This is a genomic window from Prevotella sp. P4-98, from assembly GCF_002251405.1.
In the GTDB taxonomy this organism is placed as follows: domain Bacteria; phylum Bacteroidota; class Bacteroidia; order Bacteroidales; family Bacteroidaceae; genus Prevotella.
The window spans coordinates 19,624-40,423 of the sequence record NZ_NPJC01000062.1 but is presented as its reverse complement, the minus strand read 5'-3'; the positions used below and the strand labels follow the sequence as shown (position 1 = coordinate 40,423).

Below are 20,800 nucleotides of genomic sequence, written 5' to 3'. Positions count from 1 at the left end.
TTCCTTTTGCATTCCGCTCACTTAATCGTACCTTTGCAAAAAGAAGGCGGAAGAGTCATATAAAAACTATTCGACATCAGAAACAGGCACATGAACGACAAACTCATCATAGGATTGGATGCCAAACGCATCGTGAGAAACGGAACAGGACTGGGTAGCTATGGGCGGACGCTCGTCAACGACCTGGCGAAACGTCCATTGCAACTGCGCCTTTATGCTCCTGACGCAGGACGCGACGACCTCCGGCAACAGGTGATGGACCATGACAATGTGCAACTCTGCTTGCCCAAACGACCGTTGCCATTGGTGGGAAAGGCATTATGGCGCAGCCGTGGCATGGTGGCTGACCTACAACGTGACGGAGTGCAGCTGTTTCACGGTCTGTCGGGTGAACTGCCCATCGGTATTCGTCGCCGTGGTATTCCTACTGTCGTCACCATCCACGACCTGATCTTTATGCGCCATCCAGAGTTCTATCACTGGGCTGATGTGCAGATTTACAAGTGGAAATTCCGTCAGACAATCCGTGAAGCCGACCATATTATTGCCATTAGCGAATGTACAAAGCGCGATATTATGGAGCTTGGAGACGTCGATGAGCGGCGCATCTCACTCATATATCAGAGTGCAGCCCATCGTTTTGCAGCCGAAGTCACAGCCGACGAGCGTCAGCGGGTGTGTCAGAAGTACGGACTGCCGAAGCGCATCATACTGAATGTAGGATCGATAGAAGCACGAAAAAACATGTTGTTGGCGGTCAAGGCGCTGCCTTACCTGCCCGAAGACGTGGGACTTGTGATGGTGGGACGCCATACACCATATACCGATACCATCGTCAAGTATGCTGAAACGCACCAACTGACCCACTGCCTGCATATCCTGCATGGTGTTCCCGATGAAGATTTGCCTGCCCTCTATGCTGTTGCTGAGGCTTTTGTATATCCGTCAGTATATGAGGGTTTCGGTATTCCTATCATTGAAGCCATCCGTCAGGGACTGCCTGTGGTGGCCTGTTCCGGTTCGTGTTTGGAGGAAGCCGGTGGTCCAGACTGCCGTTATGTGGCGCCCGGCGATGTGCAGGGCATGGCAGATGCACTCCGAAAGTCGCTTGTGGGCGATGCAGAACGTGATGCGCGGATCATAGGCAGTCAGCAGTATATACGTCGTTTCGAGGGTAATACAGTGGCGAGTCAGGTTTATGACCTCTATCAAGAACTGTTGCGGAAACGCCCCTAAATGTTTCTTCCGACGGTTCTCCCTTGTCTTTTAGTGTTCTGACCGCCCCTTTGTGGCATCCTTATCGTTTATCGGAACATATCAATTGAGTAGCCGTTTGGCAAAATAATGTACGGGATACCACACGCTGATAAAGCCTACAGCGAGGACAGTGAAGAACACTACAACGATATCCCACGGGTGGACGCTGACAGGATAGGCATCGACCACAAACGAACCTTCGGTAGATCCTAAGCCTATCAAGCCGAACTGCTGCTGCAACAGGCATAGCAACAAGCCGATAGCAATGCCTATCACGGCACCGATGGCGGAAATCATGCGACCTTCGAAGAGGAAGATACGGATGATTTGGCGGTCGCTGGCACCCAGATTGCGTAGGGTCACCACGTCGTTGCGCTTGTCGATCATCAGCATAGAGAGGCTGCCGATGATGTTGAAACAGGCTATGACGAGGATAAAGGTGAGGAAGATATATGCCATGAGCTTCTCTACTTTCATGATGCGGAAGGTGTCTTCCTGCTGCTCATAGCGGTCGCGCACCACAAAACGGGTGCCTGCCATCTCTTGTACCTTGGCTTTCACATGCTCGAAATTGCTACCGGGTTTCAGTCGGAGTTCCAACGATGTGAGTTCTCCGTCGCGGTCAAAGAGGTTGCGGGTGAATTGTATAGCGGTGATAATATACCGCTTGTCGTACTTGCCTTGCTTGATGCTGAAGAGTACGCCCGGTGAATACAACTCGTCTTCCACGAATCCGTCTTGCAGATTAGCCATGTTGATCTGACCTTCGCGCCGTGGCGCATAGATCTTCAGCGGTTCGCGGTAGGTATAACCGATGCCGAGCTGATAGGCTACGCCCAGTCCCAAGATGCCATAGTTCATATCGGCAGCATGGAGTGCATAGTCGCCGTCACCTTCCAAAATCTGGCGGATATGGGTCAGCTTGTCGTAGTTGTCATCCACACCTTTTATCGTCACCATCTGCTGGCGGTCGCCATAGACAGCCAATGCCTGGTCTTCAAGCACATCGGTGGCTATAGCCACCTCGTCCAACTGGCGTATGCGCATCAGCGTAGAATCGTTGCTGGCGGCAGTCTTGCCCTTGGCAGGAGTGATTTTCAACTGTGGGTCGAGCTGCGTGAAAAATGATGCCACCATGTCGTGGAAGCCGTTGAACACGCTCAACGTCACCACTAACGCCATAGACGCCACGGCAACACCTACCACCGAAATGCCGCTGATGACATTGATGGCATTGGTAGATTTCTTGGAGAAAAGGTATCTCCGTGCAATGTAGAATGGGAAATTCACAGTGACACTTATTGCTTAAGCAGCTCGTCGATGCGGTCTATGTAATCGAGTGAATCGTCGATGAAGAATCTTAATTCAGGGATGATGCGCAGTTGATGGCGCACACGGGTACCCAATTCATAGCGTATCTGTGCGCTGGTCTTGTTGATGTTCTCCATAATTTCCTCTCCACGCTCACTGGGGAAAATGCTCAAATGGGCGGTGCAGATGCTGAGGTCGGGACTCACGCGCACTTGTGTGACGCTGACCATAACGCCGTGCATGCTGCGTGTCTGTTGTTGGAATATCACGCTAAGTTCCTTTTGAAGCAGTCGTGCAATTTTGTTTTGTCTTGTTTCTTGCATATATATCTATTGATTCCTTTATTTTTGCAAAGTTACACTTTTCCTATCAAAACATCAAGGAAAACGCACACTTTTTCATCCTATCACTGTCTGATAACTGGATTGCAACGTGCTTCTACCCTTCATGGACAACAGCAAGTCAGAGTGTGGCAACTATGGTTGGGTGGGGTAGGCAACCGCTTTGTGAATGATATGGAAGGTCTCTGGGACTGCGTGTAAACGACTGCTTGTCAGCTGGAAACGTTATTTCCGTTTGTAAATTCAATGAATTTGCTTTGCAATTTCAATGAATTTGCTGAGTAAACTCAATGAATTTACTGACCAAACTCATTGAATTTCCTTTTATACGTATATGATTTCAGCATGCTGTGGCTATGTTCTTGATGTGGTACGGATATTCCTTTGGATAGCAAATCAATTTGTTTTCCTCGGCAAATCAATTTGTTTTCCTCAGCAAATCAATTTGAATTCCTCAGCAAATCAATTTACTTTGCTGAGAAAAGTGATGTTAATTGCGGTGCAAAGTATTGAACGCGAGATTGATACATGGCGTTTGTGTGATGTCTGGCAAATAGCTGTTCAGCTGGCAGATTAGTGAGGTATTGCCTTTTGTCGGCAATCAGCATCTGGAAGGATGACTTTTGCGGGATGAGGCATGATAGGAGATTGCAGCGTCTGATCATGCCTCTGGGCTGTTTATCCCAGTGAGATATTCTCCACCTCAACGGGTTCGTGGAGAAACAGTTGAGCCGACTCTTTGAAGCGATCGGGATTCTCGGTAGTGAGATAATGCACATGTCCGCCTTTTGTACAACGCTGTTCCATGTCGGGATGGCGCTCGAAATACTGGCGGAGCGACTCTGCCACATATTCCCCCTGTGATACGATACGCACGCCACGGGGTATGAATTTATTGATTTTAGGCAGCAGCAAAGGGTAGTGGGTGCAACCTAAAATAATGGTGTCAATCTGGGCATCGAGGCGCAACAACTGATCGACACGCTTCTTCACAAAATAGTCGGCACCGGGAGAATCGGCTTCGTTGTATTCTACCAAAGGAACCCAGAAGGGACATGCCACACCCGAAACCTTGATGTCGGGAAAGAATTTGTGGATTTCCAAGTTGTAGCTCTCGCTTTTAATCGTTCCTTCGGTGGCAAAGATACCCACGTGGCGAGTCTTGGTCAGTGTTCCCACCACTTCGGCAGTGGGACGGATGATGCCCAAGACACGGCGGTTGGGATCTATCAGCGGCAGGTCTTTCTGCTGAATGGTGCGCAGGGCTTTGGCTGAAGCGGTGTTGCAACCGAGGATGACCAAATGGCAACCACGCTCGAAAAGACTGATGACAGCCTGGCGGGTAAACTCATATACCACGTCAAACGAACGTGTGCCGTAAGGCGCACGGGCATTGTCGCCCAGATAGAGAAAGTCGTACTGGGGAAGCAACTGGCGGATTCCATGCAGAATGGTTAGACCGCCATAGCCGCTGTCAAAGATGCCTATAGGGCCTGGATTACTGGGCAACATCGGTAATGACGCTTATCGCAATGCAGTTTTCACAGCCTCGGTCACGTCTTCACCCATCATGGGGTGGGTCCATGCCACAGCCTGTTGGTCGGTATTGATGATAAAGGCAAGGCCACGCGCTATGCCAACACGACCCATGGCTTCGGCAATACGCTTGCGAAGAGGTGCCTCTGCCTTGGCTTTTGCCTGTTCCAAGAGTGCCTGACTCTCTTTCTTGAAGGTGATGTTACGGTCGAGCAACTCTTGAAGTTCGCTTTGGCGCTTCTGCAAAATAGTCAGCGGCATATCGCGCTGCGTATCGAGAAACTCCTCGTACTTCCGGTTGAACTCGTCTTCTGCACGTTTCTGTTCGGCTGCATACTTCTCGTTGAGCTGCATCATACTGGTCTCAACGGTGGCATATTCATTCATGCTGTGGAGCACGGCATCATAACTGAGATAGCCATACTTCAGGGTGTTGCCATCTGTTGCTACATCCTGGGCAGAAACAGTTAAAGGTAAAAAAGCAAAAAGGCAAAAAGGTAAAACCCATTTTACCGCATTTTTTACCATGCTGTCAAATATCATCTTTTTCATAAGTTTCTGTTGTTTTTATCTTTTTACGTTTTTACTTTTTTACCTTACACATTGTTTATTTCAGTCCAAGCTTGGCTTTTACCTGGGCTGTTACATCAGTAGAAAGGGTTGTGCTGATATAGGGCACGCCACCCTGAACATCCATGATATAGACATAACCACCAGCCTGTCCGACAGCCTTGATGGCGTCGAGAACCTTCACGTTGATAGCCTGAAGCTTCTCACCCTGTGCCTTGTCGAGGGCCTGACGGTTGTCCTGATAGCTCTGCTGGATCTTCTGATACATCTCCTGAAGCTCCTGCTCACGACGCTGCTTGATGTTCTCTGGAAGGTTGGCCTGCTCCTTTTCGTAAGCCTGTGCCTTCTTCTGAAGCTCATCCTGCATGCTCTTCAGATCAGCCTCGTATTGTTTGGTGAGGGCCTCGATCTCGGTGCGAGCCTTGGTAAACTCAGGCATGGCCTGGATGATTTCCTGTGTGTTGAGGTGACCGAACTTCTGTGCGAATGTTGCCAGAGGGGCAAACACCAACAACATTAAAATAAGTTTTTTCATTGTTTAATTGTTTGTTTAGTTATTATTGTTTCTTTCTGTTTTATTTTGAAGTTAGCGTGTGGAACCCAAACGCGACAGTACATCGTCGGAAATGTCGATGCGGGGAGATCCGTAGATGATGCCCGAATCACTCGCACGGTCCAATACCAACTGATAACCGCGTGATTCTGCTACATCGCTCACAGCGTTATATACCAGTTCCTGAATAGGAGCAATGAGTGCGTTGCGCTTCTTGAAGAGTTCACCGTCGGGTCCGAAATACTTCTTTTTAAGTTCGGCAGCCTCGCGCTCCTTCTTCATGACAGCGTCTTGGCGCTCCTTCTTCTGTTCTTCTGAAAGGAACACGACATCGCGCTGGTAGTTCTTGTACATGCTTTGTGCTTCTGTCTGGATGGCTTCCACCTCTGCCTGCCACTTCTTGGAAATCTGTGTCAGCTGTTCGTTAGCACGCTCGTAGGCTGGAATGTTCTTGAGAATATAGTCCATGTCGAGCAATGCAAACTTCTGTGCACTGGCACTCTGGGGCAGGAAGATCATGATGGCTGCGACCAATAGTGCCTTGGCGGCGAGTGCCATCAGTAGGGTTTTGCCCATTGTCTTGTATTCTTTCTTCATATCAACAGTCTCCTTTCTGTAGGTTTTATAAGGTTAGAACTCTTGTCCGAGAATGAAGTGGAACTGGCTGCCGCCCTTCTGGTAGCTGCCGTTGTTATATACCTTGTCAAAGCCATAAGCCCAGTCGATACCCATCATACCTACCATTGGGAGGAAGATGCGGACACCCAGACCGGCAGAACGCTTCATGTCGAAGGGATTAAACTTCTTGGTATCTACCCATGCGTTACCGCCTTCAAGGAATCCAAGACCGTAGATGGTGGTGTTACCCAACATGAATGGATAGCGAAGCTCCAGGGTGAAGCGGTCGTAGGCATAGGCATTATAGTATGCACTCGTGCCTGCAAGATAGGCTGCGGTGTTTGATATCGAACCGTTCTCATAACCGCGCAGACCGATGGTCTCTTCGGCATAACCAGTAGAGTAGCCACTCATACCGTCACCACCCACATAGAAGGTTTCGAAAGGCGACTTCTTGTCTTTATTGTAGGAGCCCAACAGACCGAGTTCGACACGGGTCATCAGCACGAAACACTTCTGACCGCTGGTCAACGCAGTATAGGTCTTTGACTTAAACTTCCATTTGTGGTATTCTATCCAACGGTATTTCTCCTGCAATTCACGCTCGTATGCTGCTGAATAGCGGTCGGTGGCGAGGGTGGAATAGTCTTTGTGGTCGAACAAAGACCATGGTGGAGTGAGCTGTACGGATGCTGAGAACTCTGATCCCTGACGTGGGAAAAGCTGGTTGTCGATAGATGTACGTGACAGCGTAATACCGAGGTTGATGTTGTTACAGTTACCGTTGCTGATGATAAAGTAACTCCAGTCGCGCAGCATATAACGGGTGTATGCCAACTGCATTGACAATTGGAAATAGTCGTCGGGCCAGCGCAAACGCTTACCCCATCCCAATGCTACACCGAACATCTCAATATACTTATCATCGTCGAGCATAGCGTCGTAGTTGTGACCGAAGTCGTTGTACGAACCAAAACCATACATGTAGTTGAGGTAGTTGTTATAGTAGCTGTTGTTGCGGTAACTGCTTGAAATATCGCTCTGCTTAGAGAAGAAGGCGCTGACGTTTAATGCATTCGGGCGCTTGCCACCAAACCATCCGGTGCTGTAACCTGTAGAGAGCGAGGTATAGTAGCGTCCGTTGGTCTGCAACGACAGTGACAGTTGTTCGCCATCACCGATAGGCATGATACCACGGTGCATCTTGTTCTTACCAAAGAGGTTGCGCATGGAGAAGTTGTTGAGCTTTATGCCGATTCGACCGATTACACCAGTCTGTCCCCAACCCAGTGAGAATTCAAGTTGGTCGTTAGACTTCTGTTCCAATTCCCAGTTGATATCCACGGTGCCGTCCTCATAGTTAGGCTTGATATCTGGGTTGATGGTCTCAGCATTGAAGTATCCCATGTTACCAATCTCACGGGCAGAACGCATCACAGCATCTTTAGAGAAGAGGTCACCGGGCTTGGTGCGCAACTCACGGCGAACAACTTCTTCATAGAGGCGGTCGTTACCATAGATGCGTACAGCATTGATGTGAGCCTGCTGGTTTTCGGTGATACGCATCTCAAGGTCGATAGAGTCGCCCACGATATTGACTTCGGTGGGGTCGAGCTGATAGAAGATGTATCCGTTGTTCCAATAGTAGTTACCCACGGCATCTTCATCTTCTTTCAGACGTTTGTTCATCAGTTTCTGATTATAGACATCGCCCTTCTTCATGCCCAAGGCATTGTTGAGGAAGTCGCTGGTGAGTACTGAGTTACCCACCCATTCTATATTGCGGATGTAGTATTGCTGACCTTCATCCACCTTGATATATACGTTGACGTGCTTCTCGTCTTCGTTCCATACCGAGTCTTCCAAAATGGTGGCATCGCGATAACCGAGTTCGTTGTACTTCTCAATCAGGTTTTTCTTGTCGGTTTCGTAGCGTTCAGGGGTGAACTTCTTGGCTTTGAAGAAGTTTTTGAACTTGCCGGCTTCGTGTATCTTGGCAAAGGCTCCGTTCTTAAAGAATGTACCTGTAATCTTGTTTCTCTTGAGTTTTTCGTTGCCTTCGATGATGATGTGGCGCACCTTCATCTTGTCTTTCTTGTCGATATCAACGTCAAGAATCACCTGATCCTTATTGGATACATCGTCGCGCTGAAGGATGCTGATTTCCGCGTTCTTATATCCTTTATCGTCAAAATAGCGCTTGGCGAGAATCTTCGCGCGGTCTATCATGTTGGGCGTAATCTGGTTTCCCTTCATAATACCCAGCTTGTTTTCCAAATCTTCGCGTTCGCTCTTCTTCACACCATTATAGTTGATGCGGCTTACGCGTGGGCGAGTGCCGAGATGGATGCAGAGATAAATCTTTGAACCTACGATAGAGTCGGCAGTGATAGCCACTTTCGAGAACAGTCCGTGACGCCAGTAACGCTTCACGGCATCGGTGATTTCAGAACCTGGTACACTGATGACTTGACCTACGGAGAGTCCTGACAGACCTGTCAGCACATAGTCTTCGTAACCTTCTACGCCTTTTACAGCTATACCGCCAATCTCACAAACACGCGGTGTGCCTGTATAGGAGATTTCGGGATTGGTAATCACATCCTGTGCTTTAACAGCGGCAGGAAGGAAGAGTATGGTGCAAAGCAGCATCATGCACTTTGCCATGTCTGTCAATTTGTTGGAATAGAATATATTTCTCACTTTACTAATTATTTCCGTTGTTATTTCTCTTCATTTTCCACCTGTGCTTCGGTCTTGCCAAAACGACGTTGGCGCTGTTGGTAATTGGCAATGGCTTCGTGCAACGCTGCTTCATCGAAGTCGGGCCAGAATGTATCACAGAAATACAATTCTGAATAGGCTATCTGCCACAGCAGATAGTTGGAGATGCGCAATTCTCCGCCTGTGCGTATCAGCAGTTCGGGATCTGGCATGAAATTGGTTGCCAGATGCTGGCTGATGGTGGTGTCGTCGATGGCATCAACAGACAGGGTGCCTTGTTTCACTTCTGTTGCGATATCACGCATGGCTTTGGTGATTTCCCATTTCGACGAATAACTCAACGCTACTACCAAGGTCATGGTAGTATTGTTGGCAGTATGCTCTTCGGTCTCGCGTAGTTTCTGAACGACAGACTCTGGCATTCTTGAGACATCGCCAATGACGCGGAAACGTACATTGTTCTTCATGAAGAGTTCGTCTTCGAGTGATGTGAGTATCAGTCCCATCAGTGCTGCAACCTCGTCAGCAGGGCGGCTCCAGTTCTCTGTAGAGAATGTGTATAGTGTCAGATACTTAACTCCCAGTTTGGCAGACTCCGAGGTGATGCGTTTTACAGCCTCTACACCGGCTTGGTGTCCATAGCTACGCTCTTTACCTCGCTGTTGTGCCCAACGCCCGTTGCCATCCATGATAATGGCAATGTGCTCGGGGATGCGTGTCATATCCAGTTGCTTGTTCATAGTCATTTATATATCGTTGTTACACGTTTTGCATTTTCGCCAGATGTCGTATGTCAGTGACAACCGCAGGTGGCTGTAACCATCGGTATTCTTGAAGAGTCCACTGCTCTTGATGCCGTATGGATCTGCCACACCGTCGATTTTATCGCTGGTTGTGAAGTGTATGGTCCATTCCATTGCGACATTGGTACGGTCGCCTATCTTGTATTTCACACCTGCGCCAATTGGCATGTTGACAGCTGCTTCTGTCTTTTCCGGTTTTGCGATGGTGGCTCCGATACCTATATATATATAAGGTGTAAACCGTTGCGCTCCCCGATATTCATGTCCTGTGCCGTAGGGCCAGAAGTTATATTCATACCTCATACCTATGTCTGCCACCGAATGTTTGAAGCTCATGGGCTCCAAATCCGGGTAGTAGGTGTTGGCATGGGTTGACGATCCTTTCAGTTGTCCCCAACTGATATTGGCAGCCAGTGCCATGCGTGGATTGAGGCGATAGCGTCCTACGAGGGTCAGCATGGGTTGCTGGTTGCGTAGCGGATTGCCGTTGAAATCGCCTTCATAGGCCACCAGTCCTATTGCCCCGCCTATCTCGGCTCGATATTCGGGAGCGTCCTGTGCACTGGCATGTATGGTCAGTGTGAGGAGAACCAGTGTTTGCAGTATCTTTCTCAAAGATAGTTTCGTTCTTTTACCACGCCAGTTTGTTGAGTCTGCCGCGCCATACTTCGCCGTTTACTCCGCCGAAGAGCCAGATATTCACACCGTCTGATGTGGCGGCATAGCGTGTGGTGCTGGTGTCGAAATCGTTTGGCAGTTGGTAGTACTTGTTCTTTTTCCAAGTGATACCGTTGTCGCGCGACTGGTAGATATAGGTGAAATTGCCATTCACCGTACCGATGGCGAGTACGCTGTCATCGTAGGGCACCAGTGTGAGGTTGTCGAGTTGTGGCAGTTCGTATCTGTTGCCGTCGGCTTCCATATATACCCATTGTCCTGGCTCGCTATGATAGTTGTATTCTGCAATCTTTCTCCATACCACGGCAGCTTTGGCGTTTGCTGTACTGTTGCCTGCCATAACGACATAGTCGGTAGAGTCTGCCATGTTCATTGGATAGCATGTCGTGGCGACTGGCGCTGTGGGTAGGAGTGATGCGCTTGCGTCGATGGCATCGGCTTGCCACTGGTGTCCACCGTCGCGTGATACCATGAGTTTGTTGTCAGCAGTCATGCCGTAGAGTTCTTTCTTGCTTGCACCGATGAGTTTGGCAATAGCTGTTGTCTCGCCAATCTCGTCCCATTGGCTACCGTCGGCAGTGCGCAACAGCATGTTGCCGTTCATCATGTAGATAGAATCTGCATTTGCCACGGTTTGTTTGTATGCTCCTGCGGTCAGCGGTGTGTTGATGTTGGGAGTGAGTGTAGTCCATTCGTTGCCATCGGTGGTGGTATAGCCAACGGTAGTGCCGCCATCGTTGCCGAATACGAAGATACGCTTGCCCAATACCATGGCCTTCATGCCAGAGAGTGCTGCCAACTGGTTGTTGTCAGCCATTTGTTTCCATCCAAAGGCATCGCCGTCTTCTTGGTGGACATTCACTTTGATGGTGTATTTCTGATACGACATACCATCGGTAGCATAGACACGGGCTTCGCGTGGTTGCGAAAAGTCGATGCTGTCAGATGAGGTGTAGAATTTCAGTGAGTCGTTGTTGAGGTTTTTGATGACTACTATGCCATTGTTCTTTGTACCTATGGTGCATACCACCTTTGACGCATCAATACCCAAAGGCAGTGAGTCGGGGTTGAAGATGACGTGATTGATCTGGTCGATGTTGAATTTGTAGCTTGATGCTGCTACGCTTGTCTTGTAGATAGAGTCCTTTCCTGCTGCTGTTGTTGTGTGCAGATAGCGGTTGAGTGTGCCCAAGGTAAACGACGTGATTGCGGCGTCGTTATAATATACGGCCTCATCATCGTTAGACTTCAGACATGATGTCAAAACAGCAATGACCAACAGCATGCATGCTGCATTTACGAGTTTTTTCATTTGAAATATTTCAATTTTGGATGCAAATTTACTCACAATTCTGCAAATAGCGTCATATTTGGTGCTTTTATTAAGTAAATTATATGATAATGTGACATATTTTAGAATTTCTAAACATAAAAAGAGTGTGACATGAATAGCTCAAGTCGCACTCTTGTTGTTAACGGACATTCGTGTGTGTCAATGTTATTAGGCACATGACAGCCGATATTGCCACAGTCGCCAGAATGGCCATTGTGTGTAAATCAAACATAATTAATTAGAATTCTTGTCTATTAGTTCCTAAATAAATCTTTTACCTTTGTCTCTCAATTGCGGGTGCAAAGTAACTACATTTCTTTCAGATGACCATCGTGTAGAGCTCTTTATTTTGTCGGTTTGCTATGTTTCTTTGACTTCTGTCAATTTCTGAAAGAAGGTGTATAACAAAAAAAGGCCCGTTTCCATGGAGGAAACGAGCCATATTTAGAATGAATAGACGGGTCTATTAGAGTTTTGGACCAGCAGCTACGAGAGCCTTACCAGCCTCGTTGCCCTCATACTTCTTGAAGTTCTTGATGAAGCGGGCTGCCAGATCCTCAGCCTTCTTGTTCCACTCTGCAGCGTCAGCGTAAGTGTCGCGTGGGTCGAGAATGTTGGTGTCAACACCCTCAAGCTGTGTGGGAACTTCGAAGTCGAAGTAAGGAATCTTCTTGGTAGGAGCGTTCAGGATAGCGCCACCGAGGATAGCGTCGATGATACCACGAGTGTCGCGGATAGAGATACGCTTGCCAGTACCATTCCAACCAGTGTTTACGAGATAAGCCTTGGCACCGCTCTTCTCCATCTTCTTCACGAGCTCTTCAGCATACTTGGTAGGATGCAACTCGAGGAATGCCTGACCGAAGCAAGCAGAGAAGGTTGGAGTAGGCTCGGTGATACCGCGCTCTGTACCAGCCAACTTAGCGGTGAATCCGCTGAGGAAGTAGTACTTGGTCTGCTCAGGAGACAGGATAGATACTGGAGGCAGTACGCCGAATGCGTCGGCTGACAGGAAGATAACGTTCTTGGCAGCAGGACCTGCGCTACGACCGTTCACCTTCTTCACGATCTTCTCGATGTGCTCGATAGGATATGATACGCGGGTGTTCTCAGTTACGCTCTTGTCTGCGAAGTCGATCTTGCCGTCGGCAGCAACTGTTACGTTCTCGAGCAGAGCGTTGCGCTTGATAGCACCGTAGATATCGGGTTCGCTTTCTTTGTCGAGGTTGATAACCTTTGCATAGCAACCACCTTCGAGGTTGAATACGCCTTCGTCGTCCCATCCGTGCTCGTCGTCACCGATAAGCAGACGCTTAGGATCGGTAGAAAGAGTGGTCTTACCTGTACCAGAGAGACCGAAGAAGATTGCGGTGTTCTTACCTTCCATATCGGTATTGGCTGAGCAGTGCATAGAAGCAATGCCCTGGAGAGGCAGGAAGTAGTTCTGCATAGAGAACATACCCTTCTTCATCTCACCGCCGTACCATGTGTTGATGATGCACTGTTCGCGTGAAGTGGTGTTGAAGGCTACGCAAGTTTCTGAGTTGAGGCCGAGCTCTTTGAAGTTCTCAACCTTAGCCTTAGAGGCATTGTAGATAACGAAGTTAGGTTCGAAGTTCTCCAGTTCCTCTTTGGTAGGCTGGATGAACATGTTGGTAACAAAGTGTGCCTGCCATGCTACTTCAACGATGAAGCGTACAGCCAGACGTGTTGCCTCGTTGGCACCGCAGAAAGCATCAACTACGTAGAGCTGCTTGTTGCAGAGCTCCTTGATAGCGATATCCTTAACTTTTGCCCAAACCTCCTCGCTCATGGGGTGGTTGTCGTTCTTGTATTCTTCGGTGGTCCACCAAACCTTATTGTGGCTCTGTGCATCGTCAACGATGTACTTGTCCTTAGGAGAACGTCCGGTGTAGATACCAGTCTTTACGTTTACTGCGTTGAGCTCAGTGTTCTGACCTTTATCGAAACCAGTCAGTCCTGCCTTTGTCTCCTCTTCAAAGAGAAACTCATACGAAGGATTGTGAGCGATCACGGTTGAGCCTGTGATGCCATACTGTGTCAAATCTAACTTTGCCATAATAATGAAAAATATTTGAGTTTGAAATTACTATTATCCGTTTTACGGCGCAAAGTTACAAAGAATTCCGAATTTACTGGTCGGCTTTTAGTTTTTTTAGCGTTTAGATGGGCCATTTTTTGGTTAAAGTAGTTAAAAATGGGTGGTCTCGCAAATAATTGTCACGCTGACTTTGCAAAATTCCGCGAACATTTCTTATCTTTGCGGTCAAAAACCGAAGCAATCTATGAAAATTATCAATTTCGATGAAGAGAACAGCGTGATGCACCTCTATATGGCTGAATTGCGCGACAAGAATCATCAGCGCAACCGTCTGTTGTTCCGTAATAACATCAAGCGTGTGGGTGAGTTGATGGCTTATGAGATATCTAAGACGCTCGATTACAAGTTGAAATCTGTTACCACACCGTTGGGCATTTGTGATATTCAAGTGCCTAAAGATGAAATTGTTGTAGGTACAGTATTGCGTGCGGGATTGCCTTTCCATGAAGGATTCCTTCAGGTGTTTGACCGTGCAGAGAATGCTTTTGTGTCTGCCTATCGCATGTACACCAACCGCGAGCATACCGAAGTGGGCGTTCATACCGAGTATATGGCATCGCCCAGCATTAAGGGCAAGACTTTGATACTTGTTGATCCGATGCTGGCTACAGGTGGTTCGATGGCTGCTGCCATTGAAGCGCTTTACAAAACAGGTAAGCCTCGCAAGATACATATCGCCAGTGTGATAGCTACACAAGAGGGAATTGATACCATTCGTCCTGTGTTGCCCGACGATGCCACTGTTTGGTGTGCCGCCATTGATGCCGGAATGAATGAACACAAATATATCATTCCTGGCTTTGGCGACTGTGGCGACCTTTGCTACGGTGAGAAATTATAATCCTTTGGCACCATTGTCTGCATTGGACAATGGTGCTTCTATCTTATAGTTTGGCGTGCTACGCAACCGATAGGTGCGTACTCATGGCATCGGCAGTATTGCCACACGTTGGGAGGTGTGGCAATACTGCTTACACCTATTATATAATTATAAGGATGGGGAGTGGTGTGTGTAGTTTTGACGATTATTGGAATGGTAAGACAGTTTCATGTCAAGTATTGATGACCTCTGTGGACTTTATGTCAATGCAGCCGAACAGTTTGTGAGATTCGCAAAAAGTGAGAAGAGTGTACTCAAGTTTACCCAATCTGCCGATTTGTAATGATAGCTCCCGAAATCGTAGTAGAGCAAATCGTGGTCAATCCTGATAACTCCCGTTATAGTTACTTTGGTAACGGTTTCTCCTTGTAGGCTTTGTCAGGAAGAAGTGGTGGAGGTCGTGTGTTCCTCTTTGTTGCGCACAAGGTGCTCATGCTCAAAAAAATAACAATAATTTTGCAGTTTCAATTATTTATAGTAATTTTGCAATCGGTTAGCAGAGCGCTAACTAAGGGGTGCTACCTACTCGTAGAAGAGACGGAGGCTGAGAACATACCCATAGAACCTGTACAGGTAATGCTGTCGTAGGAATTTTCCTTGGACTACGTTCTTTCCCCCTTTATATAGTTTAAGGTTTATAACAAACATTCAATGAAAAGATTAAACAGGATTGCATTCAGTGTGGTGTGCTGTGTTTTTGCCAGTCAAGCCGTATGGGCACAAGCCACAATCGACACCGTCAAGGTGCACCAGCTGAATGAGGTAGTAGTAAAAGGTGTACGTGCAGCCAAGGAAGCTCCTTATGCCGTAGCCAACATTAAGAAATCAGAACTCCAGCAATTTTCTCGTACAGGAAAGGAACTCCCATTCCTCCTTTCGCGCACACCCGGCATCCTTGCATGGGGTGAGAATGGATTGGGCACTGGTACCAGCTATATGCGTATTCGTGGTGCTGCAGGTAGCCGCATCAATGTCACCCTCGATGGTGTAGCCCTTAACTCTCCTGAGGATCAGACCGTGTTCTGGGCCAATATGAACAGCTATGCCGCTCTTTTGGGTAGTGTGCAGATTCAGCGTGGTGTTGGTTCATCTACCAATGGTGATGGAGCCTTTGGTGGTAGCATCTCTATGGCTACTGCTTTCCCATCGCTTATCCCTACCGCAGAGGTGACAGGTTCGTTTGGTAGCTTCAACACCTATAATACAGGTGTCAGCTTCTCAACAGGTTTGTTGGGCAAACACCTGATCTTCGACGGTGCCTATCATGAGACCGCTACCGATGGCTATATCGATGGAACATCAGGACGATCAGGTTCTTACTATGGTGGACTGACATGGCTTGCTGACAATTTCAAGGTGAGCTACAAGAATATCGGCAACTTTGAAAAGACCGGCCAGGCATGGAATGGTGTGCTCGCCAGCGACTATGACACCAACTTCACGTTGATGAGCGATGGTATCTATACCTATAAGGATATGGATGCTGCTGGTCTCGGGAAGTTCAATATCCTGACAGCAGGATTGGTGCGCAACGGCAAGGGCGACTATACCATCGTGCCTTACACCATGCGTGATGGTAGTCTTTGGAACAAGACCACCGACAATTTCTATCAGAACCACAATATCCTTTCTGCTGTTTGGACTCCCAACGACCATTGGAGTCACAACTTTGCCGTACACTACACCTATGGTTATGGCTACTACAACGAGTTCAAGAGCCAGTCGAAATTTGCTAAGTTTGGTCTCACCTTCTATGATGCAGACGGCAATTTCGTAAAGCGTTCCGACTTTGTGCGCAAGAAGGGGCTGACCCAGCACACCTATGGCATCGTTTATAACACCAACTACAAGGATGAACACTGGGATGTTATTGGCGGATTGAACCTTCAGCAGTTCCGTGGCAACCACTGGGGCTATCTCACCTATATTGCCAATCAGGCAGCAGAAAACCAGTTCTTAGGCAGCAATGGTCAGTATAAATACTATGATTCTGATGCCCATAAGTATGACTATAGCGCCTTTGTTAAGGCCAACTATCGTTTTGCCGACAACTGGAATGTATTTGCCGATTTGCAGTTCCGTCGTGTAGAATACAAGACCGATGGTGTCAACGATAAATTTGTGGAGCAGGCTGACGGTACCTATAAGAACCAAGTATTGGACATCAACGAGAAATACAATTTCTTCAATCCGAAGGCAGGTATCAGCTATACCAACAATGGTCATAAGGCTTATGCTTCTGTAGCTTACAGCAATCGCGAACCTGAGCGCAACAACTATACCGACAACTACAACTATCCATTCCCAGAGCAAGAGAAGTTGCTCGACGTAGAGTTTGGCTATCAGTATCAGGGCAGCAACTGGCATGCCGGTGCCAATTTCTACTATATGGGTTATGACAACCAGTTGGTACAGACCGGTCAGCTGAGCGACATCGGTGAGGCACTCACCACCAATGTGAAAGACTCCTATCGTATGGGCGTAGAGCTCACAGCAGGATGGGCACCCTTGTCATGGATGTCGTTGGAAGGAAATGCCAGTCTGAGCAAGAACAAGATCAAGGATTTCGACGAGTATGTAGATAACTGGGACGGTGATCCATTGAAGATCCACTACGACAATTCAACCTTGTCATTCTCACCTTCTGCCATCCTCAACGGCTTCATCGACCTCCACTATGCAGGATTCTCTGCCACATGGCATACCAATTTCGTCAGCAGTCAGTATCTCGACAACTCCGAGAGCAAAGACCGTTCACTGCCTTGCTATTCACAGAGCGACCTCAGCATCAACTATGGTTCAAAGGTTACCAAGGCATGTGGTATCAAGTATGTGACCATCGGTTTCGATATCAACAATATCTTCGGTCGTTGCTATGCTCCTTCTGGTTTCGTATGGTACAATGCTGTTAGCGAGAGTGCCGGCTATACCAAGGATCATCGTCTGAGTGCCATCAGCTATATTCCTATGGCAGGCACAACCTTCATGACCCATCTGACATTGAAATTCTAATCATGTACGACTATATTGCCCTACATGGGCTTGACATACTGACCACGATACTCGGTTTGATATATATCTGGCTGGAGTATCGGGCCAGTATTTTTCTTTGGATAGTAGGCATCGTGATGCCCGCCCTCGATATCTGGCTCTATTGGCAGCACGGACTCTATGGTGATGCAGGAATGGCTACCTATTATACTTTGGCAGCAGTCTATGGCTATATCGTATGGAAATGGGGACACGGCGAGAAGCGTACGCTTCCCATCAGTCACATGCCCCTACGCCTTTATCTGCCAGTCACGGTGTTCTTCTTTGTAGCGTGGGGAGCTACCTATTATATACTCATCACCTGGACCAATTCTACCGTTCCTGTACTCGATGCCTTCACCAATGCGCTGAGTTTTGTGGGCCTATGGGCATTGGCACGCAAATATATGGAGCAATGGTTCTTTTGGATTGCAGTCGATGTGGTATGCACGTTCCTCTATGTCACCAAAGGCATTCCCTTTAAGGCAGGACTCTATGGACTCTATGTTGTGATTGCCGTAGCAGGATGGTTTAAGTGGCGTCAACTGATGCATCGCCAGAATCATCAAGGCCAGCAGTCACCCTCAACCTCAGAAGCATGATGATGTCGCAATTCCTCTTTCGTCCCGATGCCGTTATCCTTGCCAATGGTGTGTTTCCCACCCATGCCATACCGCTCGGAGTGCTTCGTTCTGCTCCCCATGTGGTTTGTTGCGACGGATCCATTGCCCATTGGCCCGATGCTGATGTTGTAGTGGGCGATGGTGACAGCATTCCTTCGCAGTATCGCTCACGGTTGGCACGGATTACCGAACAGGAAGACAACGACCTCACTAAAGCCACACGCTATTGCTTGGACCACTATCAGCCCTCCATCAGTAATCATTGCCGTTTGCGCTTAGCCTATCTTGGTGCTACTGGAATGCGTGAAGACCATACCCTTGGCAATATCGCCTTGATGATGCGCTATTACCGTCAGATGAATATCGAACCCCTGATGTTGACCGATTATGGATGGTTTGTTGCAGCAGAAGGTCGTCAAACCTTTGATAGTTTCGCAGGCCAGCAGGTCAGTATCTTCAGTTTCAATACCACTCGACTCACGTCAGAAGGCCTTCGTTGGTCTGCCTATTCCTATGAAGAACTGTGGCAAGGCACGCTCAACGAATCCTTAGGAGCCCGTTTTACCCTTGATGCCGATGGTTGCTATTTGGTATATCGCACTTATGATGCCAAATAGATAGAATGACGGCAAATATACCTTAAAAATCACTAAAAATCCAGTCTTATTCGGTCTTTTACAGAATAAGTGACTATCTTTGCAATATCTTAAAAAAACAGGTAAAAAACAGATAGAATAATGAAGAAATTAGTATTTCTGTCAGCAGTGGCAGTTGCCGCACTGACATCGTGTGGTGGAAAGCTTGGAGAATTGTCTGCCGACAACTTCAAGGTAGTACCCAATCCGTTGGTTGCCGAGTCGGGTCAGGTACCTGCAACAATCAATGGTATGTTCCCTGAGAAGTATATGGCCAAGAAAGCTGTGGTTACCGTAACACCAGAACTGCGCTTCACCGACAATGGCGTAGAGACTGCCGTTAAGGGACAGAGTGCAACATTCCAGGGCGAAAAGGTGTTGGGCAACGATCAGTCCATCTCCTATAAGGTAGGCGGCCACTATACCATGAAAGCCAATTTCGCTTATCAGCCTGCCATGCAGAAGAGCGACCTCTATCTCACTTTCAACGCACGCGTTGGTAAGAAAGAGGTGCAAGTACCAGCTGTCAAGGTTGCAACAGGTGTGATTGCCACCAGCGAACTCTATCGTTCTACCATTACCAGTGCTAATCCCTGCACATCGCAGGATGCATTCCAGCGTGTCAACGAACAGAAGTTTGATGCTACTATCAAGTTCCTCATCCAGCAGGCTGAACTTCGCAAGAGCGAGTTGAAGAGCAATTCCGTACAGGAGTTTACCAGTCTGCTCAAGCGCATTGCACAGGATCAGGAAGGTCTCAATATCAATAATGTAGAAATCTCAGCCTATGCTTCGCCCGATGGTGGTGTGTCTCTCAACGAGAAGCTCGCCAACAAGCGTCAGAAGAATACCGAGTCATACGTGAAGAAACAGATGAAGGCTGCCAAGATCGACGCCAACCTCTCTTCACAATATACCGCACAGGACTGGGAAGGTTTCCAGGAGTTGGTTAAAGCCAGCAACATTCAAGACAAGGATGTGATCCTCCGCGTTCTCTCTATGTATCAGGACCCACAGGAGCGTGAGCAGCAGATTAAGAACATGAGTCAGGGCTTCCGCGAATTGGCAGACGGCATTCTGCCCGAACTGCGTCGTGCCCGCATGACCATCAACTATGAGACAATCGGTCGCGATGACGATCAGATTTTCGCTCAGTATAAGGAAGATGCTTCTAAGCTCAGCGTTGAGGAACTGCTCTATGCAGCATCTATCGCCGATACCGATGCACAGCGTGAGGACATTCTCAAAACCACAACCAACCTCTATCGTGAGGACAGCCGCGCTTACAACAACCTCGCCGTACTGGCTATGCAGAAGGGCAACAATGCCGAGGCACAGAAATATCTGAGCATGGCACGTACCCTCGATGCTAAGAATGCTGAGGCCAATGCCAACATGGGTCTGCTGGCTCTGCAGCAGGGTGATGCTAAGACCGCAGAGGATTATATCTCACGTGCAGCCGGTGCCAACAATCTGGCAGAGGCTCTGGGTAACCTGCATCTGGCACAGGGCAACTACGCTCTGGCACAGCAAGACTTCGCAGGTGTAAACTCTAACAGCGCTGCTCTGGCACAGTTGCTCAATAAAGACTACGCCCGTGCCACTCAGACACTGGCTAACGTGAAGAATCCCGACGCTATGACCGACTATCTCAACGCCATTGTCAATGCACGTCAGGGCAACAACGACGCAGCAGCTTCTTATCTGCGCAGCGCCATCCAGAAAAATCCCAAACTGGCTCAGTATGCTGCCAACGACTTGGAGCTGAGCAAGGTTAGCAAATAAA

18 protein-coding genes and 1 riboswitch are annotated in these 20,800 nt (G+C 48.1%); of the genes, 7 read left to right on the top strand and 11 right to left on the bottom strand.

Annotated features, from left to right (window positions below; all coding sequences use genetic code 11):
• The first annotated feature begins 90 nt into the window (after positions 1 to 90).
• The gene (locus CIK96_RS10565; RefSeq protein ID WP_094440556.1) at positions 91 to 1,236 is read left to right on the top strand and encodes a glycosyltransferase family 1 protein; all 1,146 of its coding nucleotides are present in this window, start codon (positions 91 to 93) and stop codon (positions 1,234 to 1,236) included.
• An 81-nt stretch (positions 1,237 to 1,317) separates the two neighbouring features.
• Here CIK96_RS10565 and CIK96_RS10560 read toward each other — a convergent pair whose 3' ends face one another.
• Together CIK96_RS10560 and rbfA are read right to left on the bottom strand one after the other, a co-directional pair.
• A complete protein-coding gene (locus tag CIK96_RS10560) occupies positions 1,318 to 2,547 on the bottom strand; it encodes an FtsX-like permease family protein (protein ID WP_094440555.1) in 1,230 nt (409 codons plus the stop codon).
• Between the two features lie 8 nt (positions 2,548 to 2,555).
• The gene (gene rbfA / locus CIK96_RS10555) at positions 2,556 to 2,891 is read right to left on the bottom strand and encodes a 30S ribosome-binding factor RbfA (RefSeq protein ID WP_094389873.1); all 336 of its coding nucleotides are present in this window, start codon (positions 2,889 to 2,891) and stop codon (positions 2,556 to 2,558) included.
• A 352-nt stretch (positions 2,892 to 3,243) separates the two neighbouring features.
• Here rbfA and CIK96_RS13270 point away from each other — a divergent pair, with 352 nt between their 5' ends.
• The gene (locus tag CIK96_RS13270) at positions 3,244 to 3,486 is read left to right on the top strand and encodes a hypothetical protein (RefSeq protein ID WP_094440554.1); all 243 of its coding nucleotides are present in this window, start codon (positions 3,244 to 3,246) and stop codon (positions 3,484 to 3,486) included.
• A gap of 101 nt (positions 3,487 to 3,587) precedes the next feature.
• Here the strand turns inward: CIK96_RS13270 and murI are convergent, their stop codons facing one another.
• The 9 genes from murI to pckA form a co-directional block, all read right to left on the bottom strand.
• Positions 3,588 to 4,421, bottom strand: a complete 834-nt coding sequence (murI, locus tag CIK96_RS10545; RefSeq protein WP_094440553.1) for a glutamate racemase — start codon at positions 4,419 to 4,421, stop codon at positions 3,588 to 3,590.
• A gap of 12 nt (positions 4,422 to 4,433) precedes the next feature.
• Positions 4,434 to 4,997 carry an OmpH family outer membrane protein gene (locus CIK96_RS10540; protein WP_254047128.1) on the bottom strand — a complete coding sequence of 188 codons (564 nt, stop codon included), beginning with the start codon at positions 4,995 to 4,997 and terminating at the stop codon, positions 4,434 to 4,436.
• Between the two features lie 55 nt (positions 4,998 to 5,052).
• Entirely contained in the window at positions 5,053 to 5,550 is a 498-nt protein-coding gene (locus tag CIK96_RS10535) for an OmpH family outer membrane protein (protein WP_094389870.1), read from the bottom strand.
• Between the two features lie 51 nt (positions 5,551 to 5,601).
• Positions 5,602 to 6,126: an OmpH family outer membrane protein gene (locus CIK96_RS10530; protein WP_254046600.1), complete on the bottom strand. Its 525-nt coding sequence runs from the start codon at positions 6,124 to 6,126 to the stop codon at positions 5,602 to 5,604.
• Between the two features lie 72 nt (positions 6,127 to 6,198).
• Positions 6,199 to 8,862 (bottom strand): outer membrane protein assembly factor, encoded by a 2,664-nt coding sequence (locus CIK96_RS10525; RefSeq protein WP_371592652.1) that lies wholly within the window; start codon positions 8,860 to 8,862, stop codon positions 6,199 to 6,201.
• A 47-nt stretch (positions 8,863 to 8,909) separates the two neighbouring features.
• Positions 8,910 to 9,650: an isoprenyl transferase gene (locus CIK96_RS10520; protein ID WP_094389882.1), complete on the bottom strand. Its 741-nt coding sequence runs from the start codon at positions 9,648 to 9,650 to the stop codon at positions 8,910 to 8,912.
• Positions 9,651 to 9,656: 6 nt separating this feature from the next.
• Complete coding sequence (locus tag CIK96_RS10515) at positions 9,657 to 10,328, bottom strand: DUF6089 family protein (RefSeq protein ID WP_094440552.1); 672 nt, start codon at positions 10,326 to 10,328, stop codon at positions 9,657 to 9,659.
• A gap of 16 nt (positions 10,329 to 10,344) precedes the next feature.
• Complete coding sequence (locus CIK96_RS10510) at positions 10,345 to 11,703, bottom strand: DUF6242 domain-containing protein (RefSeq protein WP_094440551.1); 1,359 nt, start codon at positions 11,701 to 11,703, stop codon at positions 10,345 to 10,347.
• Positions 11,704 to 12,190: 487 nt separating this feature from the next.
• Entirely contained in the window at positions 12,191 to 13,804 is a 1,614-nt protein-coding gene (gene pckA / locus CIK96_RS10505; RefSeq protein WP_094440550.1) for a phosphoenolpyruvate carboxykinase (ATP), read from the bottom strand.
• A gap of 226 nt (positions 13,805 to 14,030) precedes the next feature.
• On the opposite strand from pckA, the gene upp reads away from it, so the two are divergent.
• From upp to CIK96_RS10480, 5 genes are all read left to right on the top strand, one after another.
• On the top strand, positions 14,031 to 14,687 hold the full coding sequence (gene upp / locus CIK96_RS10500; RefSeq protein WP_094440549.1) for a uracil phosphoribosyltransferase: 657 nt from the start codon (positions 14,031 to 14,033) through the stop codon (positions 14,685 to 14,687).
• 540 nt (positions 14,688 to 15,227) lie between these two features.
• Positions 15,228 to 15,334: riboswitch (TPP riboswitch) on the top strand.
• A 43-nt stretch (positions 15,335 to 15,377) separates the two neighbouring features.
• The gene (locus tag CIK96_RS10495) at positions 15,378 to 17,738 is read left to right on the top strand and encodes a TonB-dependent receptor (protein ID WP_094440548.1); all 2,361 of its coding nucleotides are present in this window, start codon (positions 15,378 to 15,380) and stop codon (positions 17,736 to 17,738) included.
• 2 nt (positions 17,739 to 17,740) lie between these two features.
• Positions 17,741 to 18,358 carry a nicotinamide riboside transporter PnuC gene (pnuC, locus tag CIK96_RS10490; RefSeq protein ID WP_094440547.1) on the top strand — a complete coding sequence of 206 codons (618 nt, stop codon included), beginning with the start codon at positions 17,741 to 17,743 and terminating at the stop codon, positions 18,356 to 18,358.
• Entirely contained in the window at positions 18,355 to 18,996 is a 642-nt protein-coding gene (locus CIK96_RS10485; RefSeq protein WP_094434028.1) for a thiamine diphosphokinase, read from the top strand. Before pnuC ends, CIK96_RS10485 begins: the two co-directional genes overlap by 4 nt.
• A 120-nt stretch (positions 18,997 to 19,116) precedes the next feature.
• Positions 19,117 to 20,799, top strand: coding sequence for a lipopolysaccharide assembly protein LapB (locus tag CIK96_RS10480; protein ID WP_094440546.1), 1,683 nt, complete (start codon positions 19,117 to 19,119; stop codon positions 20,797 to 20,799).
• The last annotated feature ends 1 nt before the right edge of the window (position 20,800 follow it).